This window comes from Arthrobacter sp. GCM10027362 (assembly GCF_042679445.1).
Classification (GTDB): domain Bacteria; phylum Actinomycetota; class Actinomycetes; order Actinomycetales; family Micrococcaceae; genus Crystallibacter.
In genome coordinates this window covers 1-7,995 of record NZ_JBHTML010000174.1, presented here as the reverse complement: position 1 = coordinate 7,995, position 7,995 = coordinate 1, and the positions used below count along the sequence as shown (strand labels likewise).

The 7,995-nt window shown below is 69.8% G+C and carries 7 protein-coding genes and 1 tRNA gene; 6 read left to right on the top strand and 2 right to left on the bottom strand.

The annotated features are described in order from the left end of the window. A partial coding sequence (gene efeB / locus ACFQ36_RS18405; RefSeq protein WP_377016250.1) for an iron uptake transporter deferrochelatase/peroxidase subunit occupies positions 1–1,196 on the top strand: 1,196 nt, incomplete at its 5' end. Positions 1,197–1,215: 19 nt separating this feature from the next. Here the strand turns inward: efeB and ACFQ36_RS18400 are convergent. Next, a complete protein-coding gene (locus tag ACFQ36_RS18400) occupies positions 1,216–1,707 on the bottom strand; it encodes a YajQ family cyclic di-GMP-binding protein (protein ID WP_377016248.1) in 492 nt (163 codons plus the stop codon). Positions 1,708–1,873: 166 nt separating this feature from the next. On the opposite strand from ACFQ36_RS18400, the gene ACFQ36_RS18395 reads away from it, so the two are divergent. The 5 genes from ACFQ36_RS18395 to trxA all read left to right on the top strand — a co-directional run bounded on the left by ACFQ36_RS18395 (position 1,874) and on the right by trxA (position 7,234). Further along, positions 1,874–2,236 carry a hypothetical protein gene (locus ACFQ36_RS18395; protein WP_377016246.1) on the top strand — a complete coding sequence of 121 codons (363 nt, stop codon included), beginning with the start codon at positions 1,874–1,876 and terminating at the stop codon, positions 2,234–2,236. Between the two features lie 219 nt (positions 2,237–2,455). Beyond that, a tRNA-Tyr gene (locus ACFQ36_RS18390) sits at positions 2,456–2,537 on the top strand. A gap of 419 nt (positions 2,538–2,956) precedes the next feature. Beyond that, the gene (locus ACFQ36_RS18385; protein ID WP_377016244.1) at positions 2,957–5,233 is read left to right on the top strand and encodes a transglycosylase domain-containing protein; all 2,277 of its coding nucleotides are present in this window, start codon (positions 2,957–2,959) and stop codon (positions 5,231–5,233) included. A 9-nt stretch (positions 5,234–5,242) separates the two neighbouring features. Then, positions 5,243–6,763, top strand: a complete 1,521-nt coding sequence (locus tag ACFQ36_RS18380) for a hypothetical protein (RefSeq protein WP_377016242.1) — start codon at positions 5,243–5,245, stop codon at positions 6,761–6,763. 90 nt (positions 6,764–6,853) lie between these two features. Next, on the top strand, positions 6,854–7,234 hold the full coding sequence (gene trxA, locus ACFQ36_RS18375) for a thioredoxin (protein WP_377016240.1): 381 nt from the start codon (positions 6,854–6,856) through the stop codon (positions 7,232–7,234). A gap of 52 nt (positions 7,235–7,286) precedes the next feature. On the opposite strand, the gene ACFQ36_RS18370 is transcribed toward trxA, so the two are convergent. Next, a partial coding sequence (locus ACFQ36_RS18370) for a DNA-3-methyladenine glycosylase family protein (RefSeq protein ID WP_377016238.1) occupies positions 7,287–7,995 on the bottom strand: 709 nt, incomplete at its 5' end.

The window sequence follows — 7,995 nt, the reverse complement described above, 5'->3', positions numbered from 1 at the left end:
CCGCCGGCCTGCTGGCCGGCTCCGCGGCGTCCGGCGGGCAGCCCGCCCACGCGGCCTCCGACGTCGTTCCCTTCCGCGGCGAGCACCAGGCCGGCATCGCCACCCCGGCCCAGGAGCGGATGCACATGGCGGCCTTCGATGTCACCACCGCGGAGCGGGAGGAGCTGGTCGCGCTGCTCAAGGAATGGACCGCGGCCATCGAGGCCATGACCGAGGGCCGGGAAATCGGCGCCGGCGGTGCAACCTCGGGGGACTACGAGGCGCCCCCGGAGGACACCGGCGAGGCCTCGGACCTGTCCGCGAGCCACCTGACCGTCACCGTCGGCTTCGGCCGCACCCTGTTCGAGCAGGACGGCAGGGACCGCTTCGGCCTGGCCGGGCGGCTGCCGGAGGCGCTCATCGAGCTGCCGCACTTTCCCGGCGACGCGCTGGAGGAAGCCCGCAGCGGCGGCGACATCATCGTCCAGGCCTGCGCCGACGATCCGCAGGTCGCCGTGCACGCCGTGCGGAACCTGGCCCGGATCGCGTTCGGCCGGGCCAGCGTGCGCTGGTCGCAGATCGGCTTCGGCCGCACCTCGTCCACGTCCGCGGCACAAACGACGCCGCGCAACCTCTTCGGCTTCAAGGACGGCACCGCCAACCTCAAGAACGAGGATACGGACGGACTGGCCGAGCACGTGTGGGTCTCCGGAGCGCAGGGCGGGACAGCCTGGATGAACGGCGGCAGCTACCTGGTCGCCCGGCGGATCCGGATGCACATCGAGACCTGGGACCGGTCCACGCTGCGCGAGCAGGAAGCCGTGATCGGGCGCACCAAGCGCGAGGGTGCCCCGCTCTCCGGCGGGAAGGAATTCACCGAACCGGACCTGGCCCTGCAGGGCCGGGACGGGCCGCTGGTGCCGGCCGACTCGCACGTGGCCCTGGCCCACCCGTCCAACAACGGCGGCGTCCGGATGCTGCGCCGCGGCTTCAACTACACGGACGGCTCCGACGGCCTGGGCCGCCTGGACGCCGGGCTGTTCTTCATCGCCTTCGTCGTGGATCCGCGCACCCACTACGTGCCGATGCAGACCGCCATGGCCCGGCACGACGCCCTGGCCGAGTACCTCAGGCACACCGGGTCCGGCCTCTTCGCCGTGCCGCCGGGCGTGGCCGCGGGCGGTTACCTCGGCCAGGGCCTCTTCGAACCTGCCTGAGCGGGCCGGGCCCCGCTTTTCAGCGGTAGTTGATGAACTGCAGGTCCACGTCCAGGTCCGCGGACTTCAGCAGGGCAATGACCTCCTGCAGGTCGTCCCGCGACTTGGAGGAGACGCGCAGCTCGTCGCCCTGGATCTGGGACTTCACGCCCTTGGGGCCCTCGTCGCGAATGATCTTGTTGATCTTCTTGGCCTGGTCCTGGGCGATGCCTTCCTTGATCGAGGCCTCGATCCGGTACTCCTTGCCCGAGGCATAGGGCTCGCCGGCGTCCAGGGACTTCAGCGAGATGCCGCGCTTGACCAGCTTCGACTGCAGCACATCCAGCACGGCCTTGACCCGGTCCTCGGAGTTGGCCTTGAGCAGGATCTTGTCGCCGCTGAAATCGGCTTCGGCGCCCACGCCCTTGAAGTCGTAGCGCTGGGCGAGTTCCTTCTGCGCCTGGTTCAGGGCATTTGCCACTTCCTGCTTGTCCACCTTGCTGACGATGTCGAACGAAGACTCGCTGGCCATGATTCCTCCTGGTTGGGGTCCGGTTATCCTCCTCCCTAGCGTACTGGCTGCCGCCGGGCCGGCCGCTCCCAGCAAACGCACAGGTTTCCGGCAGGGACCGCCCATCCGGATTGGTAAGACTGGGCCCGGTTAATCGACGCAAACTGAAACGGCAAAGGAGCAACACATGGGGAGCCGCCCGCGCTATATCGTCCGCTCGGTGAAGGTGGCAGCAGGTTCGTTCCTGACCGCGGCCGTCGGCGTCATGGGAATGCTGGGCGCGGCCCCGGCACAGGCCGCCGCCGCAAGCGGCATCGCCGTCCACACGCATGTCTCCGCCGCCGCTGCCGGCACCCTGGTCCGCCGCGACAGCGAGGCGCTGGAACCGCAGGCCTCCGCGGCGCAGCTGCAGGGCCGGAGCGAGGCCAGGGAGCGGATCGCCGGGATCCGTGGGGAAATGCAGCAGGCGGTATCCCTGGGCCTGGTCACGCAGGAGCAGGCGGACCGGTTCACGAACCAGCTCGCCGGACGGATCCTGCGCGGCCTCTAGCGTGGCCCGGCTGGCCGTTCCCGGCCGGCATCCACACCGGCCGGCATCCACACCGGCCGCGGCCGTAAGTGCCCGGTCCCGGCCCCGTCCTCCGCACCGTCGGGGGCGGTCCGCGGCACGCCCGGAAAACGCCGATTAGATACTGGGGCAAACTTTGTGTAAAGTTGTCTTGCTCCCGGAAACGGGAGCGGTCTTCACCAGGAAGAGGTGAAGATGCTCGGCAGATTACCCGAGCGGCCAAAGGGGGCTGACTGTAAATCAGCTGGCACTGCCTACGGGGGTTCGAATCCCTCATCTGCCACCGCCGTCCCGGCCGGGACGGACGAACACCCCGGATCCAAGGATCCGGGGTGTTCGTCGTTTAACGCCTCCGCCGGGGACCGCCGCGGACCCGCCGGATTGCGATTTGGCAAAAGCCCCTATCCAAGTTTCCGCCGAGCCTCTACTGTTCAGAATGACCGCTCCGTCTTCGAGGAAGGAGGAGTGCGGCAGGCACGGTGGATGGTGGTCCGGGGGAACCATCGGCGGCGGGGGATGCTGCTTTCCGGGGTGTTTTTTCCAGATCCTTCCTTTGCCAGGCGCGCGCCGGAGCACGGCGGTGTGCCGGGTGCAGGCGCCGGTTGCAAACCGGCAGCAGGCGCCACTCACCGGGCCGCGCGCACGTGGGATATGGGGCTTTGGAGACGAACGAAGGACGAGTCGATCGGGCTCGAACGGCTGATGGAATCTGCGCCCGAGGGGTACGGCGGGATCAACCGCGGCGTGGGCGCGCGCCTGGCCCTCTGGATCGCCGCCGTCGCGGCCGTCGCCGTCAGCGCCGGTTCGCTGATCGCGCCGGCGGCGGTGGCGATCTCGGCGGCCGGCAACTCCGCGGTAGAGTTCTGGGACGGCCTGCCGTCGGAACTGCCGCTGGAGACGTCGCTGCCGCAGCACACCGTGCTGCTGGACAAAAACGGTCACGAATTTGCCCGCTTTTACAGCGAGAACCGGATCGACGTCAAGCTTGACCAGGTTTCGGAGGTCTTCCTCCAGACCCTGATCAGCACCGAAGACATCCGCTTCTACCAGCACCGCGGCGTGGACCCGTACGGGGTCACCCGCGCCCTGGTCAACAATGCCGTTTCGGCCAATACCCAGGGCGCCTCCACGATCACCCAGCAGCTGGTGCAGAACATCCTGGTCAACAACGCCCGGGATGCCGCCGAGGAGTCGGTGGCCGTCGGAGTCACCTACAACGCCAAGATCCGTGAGGCCAGGTACGCCGTCGAACTGGAAAAGCGGCTGACCAAGGACGAAATCCTTACCCGCTACGTCAACGCCGTGTACTTCGGCAACCTGGCCTACGGTGTCGAAGCGGCCGCCCGGATCTACTTCAACACCACGGCGGCCAAACTCAACCGCGCCCAGTCCGTGCTGCTGGTCGGCATGCTCAAGGGTCCGGCGGTCTACGACCCCATCCGGCATCCGGAGGCGGCGAAGCAGCGCCGGAACACCGTCATCTCCGTCCTGCAGTCCCGCGGCGTCCTCACCGCCGGCGAGGCCCGGAAGCTGAGCGGGGCGCCGCTGGGCATCAGGCGCGGTTCCGTCCCGTCCAGCTGCGGCGATTCCAAGTACCCGTTCTACTGCGACATGGTCCGGGAGGAAATCCTGACCGATCCGGCCTTCGGCGCCACGCCGGAGGAGCGCCAGGACCGGCTCTCGCGCGGCGGCATGACGCTGACGACCGCGCTGGATCCGCAGGCCGCCAAGGCGGCCCAGCAGGCGGTGGAAAAGGCGCTCGGCAACCGGAACCGGGCCGCGCTCGGCACCGCCGTCGTCGAACCCGGCACCGGGCACATCGCCGCCGTGGCCGAGAACCGCAAGTGGGGCAGCGGCAAGGGCCGGACCGAAGTGGTCTATGCCAAGCGCGCCTTCCAGGTCGGTTCGTCGATGAAACCGATCGTGCTGGCTGCGGCGCTGAGCCAGGGCCTCCCGGCCACCACGCGGCTGCCGGCCAACGGCCCGTACTATTCGCCGATCATGGACAATCCGCCCGGCGGCTACGTCAATTACGGGTACCGCAACTACGGCGTGATCGATGCCTACAATGCCATCCGCAATTCGGTGAACGTGTATTTCGTCCGGCTGATCGAGCGCGTCGGCGTCAGGAACGTGGCGGAATTCGCCGGCAGGCTGGGCATCACCTCCATTCCGGTTGACAGGCTCGTGGGGCGGGAGGCGTCCCTGGCCCTGGGCGCCTACGAGGTCTCGCCGCTGGAAATGGCCAATGCCTATGCCGCCTTCATGAGCGGCGGTATCGTCTGCCGTCCGGTGACCGTCATCAAGGCGGTCCGCAGCGATACCGGGGAGAAGCTGCCGGTCCCGGATCCGGGCTGCCGCCAGGGCATCGACCCGGGCGTGGCCGACACCGTCGCGGACGCCCTGCGGCAGCCGTTCAAGCAGGGCGGAACGCTCAGCCTCCTGGGCCAGCCCAAGGGCCGGGAGGCCGGCGCCAAGACCGGAACCACCAACGACTTCGCCGCGAACTGGATTGTCGGCGCCACCCCGCAGCTCTCCACCGCCGTCTGGCTCGGAGACCCGCGCGGCGGGGCCCAGTACCCGCTGGACATGGTCAGGGCCTACGGCACCACGTTCTACGACCTGACCGGCGCGGAGGTGGCAGGACCTGTCTGGAAGGCGACCATGGAGGGCGCCCTCGCGGGCAGGCCGGCGCTGCCGCTGCCGAACGCGGAGTCCGCGGTGGCCAGCCGGATTTCGCAGCGGGTGGTTCCCGATGTGCGGGGCCTGAAGGTCGACGAGGCCATCACCGTCCTGCTGCGCAATGACATCAGGCCGGTAATCCGCACCAGGACCGCGCCGGAGAATGCCCTTTACCCGGTGGGCACGGTGGTGCAGCAGTCGCCGAAACCCGGAGGCACGCTGCGCTACCGGCAGAAGGTTGAGCTCACCCTCAGCCACGGCAGCCGGACCGGCATCACCGTTCCCGAGGAAAGGTAGGGCCTGAAGATGTCCATGCTCGACAAGCATCCCGTCCTGGCCCTGGCCGTGGGCGCGCTGGCCTTGGCCGCCGTGAGTGGGACCGGGATCGCGGCACTGTCCCTGAGCGGCGTGCCGCTGGCGTACCGCACGGCGGCCGCGGCGGGCGAGCCGGCCGTGGGACAGGCCCAGCCGGAGGCGGTGCTGGCCAAGATCAAGAACTCACCGGCGGATTCGGTCCTCAACGGCGTGCTGGAATCCCCGCCCGAGGGCTGGAAGCCTGCCGGCACCCTGCAGCGGGCGGCCGCCCAGCCGGTGCCGTTCGACTGCCCGGTGGGCGGCACCGCCCCCTCCGTATCCGCCTCGCGCCTGTTCAGCGTCGGCGGGCACCTGGTCCAGGTGGTCCTTGCGGCCTACCGCGCCGGCCTGGGGGCCGAGGTGATGGAGCAGCAGCTGGCCCGCTACGGCTCCTGCGCAGATGACGGCGTTTATGTCGAGGAGGGCCGTATCGACGGCAAGGCCCCCGGCGTCGCGGCGCACCTGGTCCTGGCCTCCAGGGGCCAGGCGGTCTCCCAGGTGCTGGCCAGCCGGCGGGGCGACGTCCTGGCCTTCTACGTGGCCGACGCCAACGCGCCGGTGGTGAAACTGGCGCGCCAGTTCGACCTGCGGCTGGGCAGCCGGCTGAACCCGGTCTGCGCCAATCCGCGCTCGCGGTCCGCCGATGCCACCAGGTCCCCGTGGTCCGCCGCGGGGTACAAGCCGTATACGGTCAGCACCGGGGTGGCGGTGCGCGACATGGCCGTGGCGCAGCGCGTGTCCGGGTCCGACGTGCTGATGGTGGAACTTCCCGGGCCCACCCTCAAGGTCAGGAAGGTGGAGGCGACGGTGCAGCCGTGGTATCCGGTGTGGCCGCCGATGCCCGAGCCGATGGCCTATCCGAAGCCGCCCAAGAGCCCGGACGCGCAGGCCACGACCCGGCAGGCGGTCCGGATCCTGACCGAGGACAAGACCGGGCCGGGCTGCGGGTGGGCCTTCACCGGCATGCCCGCTGTGCCGTTCGACAGCGCGGCCGCGGACAAGGCCAATGCCGAACGCACCCGGAAGGCCGTGGCCGCCCTGAAGGCGGGCCAGCAGCAGTGGCAGCAGGAAGTGCTGGACTACTGGAAGGCGTACGCCAAGTACAAGGAGCAGGTCGCCGAATACAAGAAGTATGCGGCCGCGGTCCGCAAGGTCAACGCGGCCTGGGCCCGGATCGAGGACGACTGGAACCAGTACTGGGCGCACTATGCCCGGTACCAGGATGCCCTGGCCGCGCACAACCGTTTCCTGGCGGACCAGGCCGACGCCCGGACGCAGTATGCCAGGGAACTGGAGCGCTGCACCGAAAAGAACAGGAAGGCCGTCGAGGAGGCGGAGGAGGCGGACGAGGAGCCGGAGACCGTGGACTGCCGGGAAGAGGTCGGCTGGCCGGCCATCCTTTCCCAAGCCGCACCCGTGGTGCCGGCCGAGCCGGTCCCGCCGGCGGACCCGACGCCGCAGTCCGCCAAATAATCCGCCCTGCGGTCCAAATAAGACGCCCTGCGGTCATGCGCTCAGCGAACATGGGCGACAGCCCGGGCTGCGGCGGATACGCTGGGCTGCATGGCAACGATCAATGTCACCGAGGCCCAGTTCCCGCAGACGATCGAGGAGAACGACATCGTTTTCGTCGATTTCTGGGCCGACTGGTGCGGCCCGTGCAAGCAGTTCGCCCCCGTCTACGACGCCGTCTCCCAGCAGCACGAGGATGTGGTTTTCGCCAAGGTCGACACCGAGGCGGAGCAGCGCCTCGCCGCCGCTGCCGGCATCACCTCCATTCCCACCCTGATGGCCTTCCGCGAAAAGGTCCTGGTCTTCTCCCAGGCCGGTGCCTTGAACGCCAGCCAGTTCTCGCAGCTGGTGGAGGCGGTCAAGGGGCTGGACATGAAGGAAGTGCACGCCCAGATTGCCGCCCAGCAGGCCCAGCAGGCCGGCCAGGAGTAATCCCCAACCCTTCACGGGGCACCGCCGTCGCCCGACGGCGGTGCCCCGCCCGTCAGTGGTAGCGGTGATCCTGCGGGGCCAGCCGCGGGCCGAAGGCCGGCTTGCGGACACCACTGAGCCCGAGCATCCGCACCACCCGCTGGCGGTGGCCGCGCCATGGCTGCAGCAGCCGGAGCATTTCCGCGTCGTCGGCCCGGCGCCCGGTCAGGGCGTAGCCGACGAAGGACGCCAGATGGAAATCGCCCACCGAAACCGAATCCGGGTCCCCGTGCGTGCGCTGGGCGATTTCCGCAGCGCTCCACGGCCCGATGCCCGGCACCGAGCACAGCCTGGCCGCCAGTTCCGGCCCCGGCGGCAGCGCGGCGAGCCGGTCCAGGCCGGCGGCCACGGCACAGGCGCGCAGGATGGTGGCCGAACGCTTGGGATCCACCCCTGCCCGGTGCCACTCCCAGGACGGAATGCGCCGCCACCGGGCAGGGGACGGGGAGAGCATCAGGCCGGCCGGCGCCGGTCCGGGCGCGGGGGAGCCGTAGCGGTCCACCAGGTACTTCCACGAGTGCCGGGCCTCGATCGTGGTGACCCTTTGTTCCAGCACCGCCGGTACGAGGGCGTCGAAGACCCGCCCGGTGGAGGGCAGCCGCAGGCCGCGGTGCCGCCGCCGGGGCTCGGTGACCAGGCGGGGGAGCGTGGCCTGGAAGTCCGGTGCGTCGAAGCCGGACCAGTCGTCGTGGGCGCCGAGCAGGCCGGGCAGGCCCGCCAGC